The 1,774-nt window shown below is 65.1% G+C and carries 1 protein-coding gene; it reads left to right on the top strand.

What is annotated here, in order from left to right:
• Positions 1 to 588: 588 nt before the first annotated feature.
• Positions 589 to 897, top strand: a complete 309-nt coding sequence (locus AB0J47_RS42115; RefSeq protein WP_364360278.1) for an ATP/GTP-binding protein — start codon at positions 589 to 591, stop codon at positions 895 to 897.
• Positions 898 to 1,774: the final 877 nt, after the last annotated feature.

The following is a 1,774-nucleotide window of genomic DNA, read 5'->3' as shown; positions in this document are numbered from 1 at the left end:
CGCTGGTGGTGCGTGAGGTCGCTGGTGGTGCGTGAGGTCGCTGGTGGTGTGTGAGGTCGCTGGTGGTGTGTGAGGTCGCTGGCGGTGCGTGGCGTCGCTGGCGGTGCGTGAGGTCGCTGGTGGTGTGTGAGGTCGCTGGCGGTGCGTGGCGTCGCTGGCGGTGCGTGAGGTCGCTGGTGGTGCGTGAGGTCGTCGGTGGTGGCCGGGCAAGTGTGCACGGCGCAGGAAAATGGTGCGCGGCGAGCGTGGATTGGATCCCCGGGGTGCGTGAGGTCGTGTGGTGCGTGAGGTCAGCGGGCGGTGTGTGGGGGCGCTGGCGGTGTGTGGCGTCGCCGGTGGTGCGTGGCGTCGTTGGTGGTGCGTGGCGTCGTTGGTGGTGCGTCCGGTCAGTGGGTGGTGCTTATGGTTCGGCAGGTGCGATTTTCGTGGCTGCGCATGGCTGTGTTGTGGGGAACGGGTTCGTTTGCCGCGCGAGTTTGCTCGCTGCGGATGGGGTAGCCGGGCAAACGTGTGTGGTGCGGGATGTCGTGTGCGGAGGGGGCGGACTGCGCGTTCAGCGTGAACTCGGCCACGACCTAGGCTTATGGGATGCCTCGACGGAAACCGCGGACGGAACGTCAGGTGGGCCGCTCGCAGGAGGGGGCTCCGCCGATCGGCGATGTCTTCGGTCGGCGGGAGGCCGGGCCGAACAGCGACGATATGTACATCGTGCGAACCGTCCCAGGTAGCCGTGCGACCAAAACGTATCGCTGCCCCGGCTGCGATCACGAAATCCCGCCCGGGGTAGCCCATGTCGTCGCGTGGGCGCTCGAGGGCGGCGAAGACGATCGCAGACACTGGCACCGCGGCTGCTGGAACGGCCGTCGCACCCGCCGAATCACCCGTCGCTGGTCCTGAATCCCACCCCAAAGTAGCCCTGCACTCCACGCCCCGAGTCGCCAGTACACCCCGCGCAGACGGTGTGCCGCTACGACAAACGGTGCTGTCATAAGAGCACCTTTGGATAACTTTGCGTCCACAGACAAGGGGCAGCTTGCGGCGTAAAAACGAGACCGGCGGCACAGCAGGGCGGCTGTGATACCTGAATCTTCCTGCACCCCAGAGCAACCTCTGCACTGCATTCGACCGCGTCGCCAGTGCACACCGCGCAAACGGTGCGCGCCTACAGGCAGAAGAGCACCGTTGGGTAAAGGGTGCGCTCACGGACAGAGGCGCAGCTTGCGGCGTAAAGACAAGACTGCGGGCACGGCAGGGTCGACTGCGGTACTTGAATCTTCCTGCACCCCAGAGCAACCCTCTGCACTGCATTCGACCGCGCCGCCAGTGCACACCACGCGAACGGTGCGCGCCGAATGAAGGGTGCGCTCTCGACAGAGGCGCAGCTTGCGGCGTAAAGACAAGACTGTGGGCACGGCGGGGGCGGCTGTGGTACCTGAATCTTCCTGCACCAGAGCAACCCTGCACTCCACGCCCCGAGTCGCCATGGCACACCCCGTGCAGACGGTGTGCGGCTACGACAAACGGTGCGCGCCTACAGTCAGAAGTGTCAGCGCTCTTCGAAAATCGGATCTGTCCCACTTTCCGTGATTTTGTCCGGGTGGATTGTTCAGGCGCTCAGCAGAATTCGCTCGCGGAGCAGGTCGGGTTCGGCGGGGCCGAACGTCTGGCGTTTGATCATCTTAAAAGTTACGTGGAATCTGGCTCGGGATGATCATGTCTCCCTGGGGTGACCACGGACTTTGGAGGCAGGTTGAGTGGCGCGGTGGCGCTGGTG

This window comes from Nocardia sp. NPDC049737, assembly GCF_040674755.1.
Lineage (GTDB): Bacteria > Actinomycetota > Actinomycetes > Mycobacteriales > Mycobacteriaceae > Nocardia.
This window is presented reverse-complemented; position numbering and strand designations above follow the sequence as displayed.

Coding starts and splice junctions, on each gene's coding strand:
- AB0J47_RS42115 (WP_364360278.1), top strand. CDS start 589: ATGCCTCGACGGAAACCGCGGACGGAACGTCAGGTGGGCCGCTCGCAG.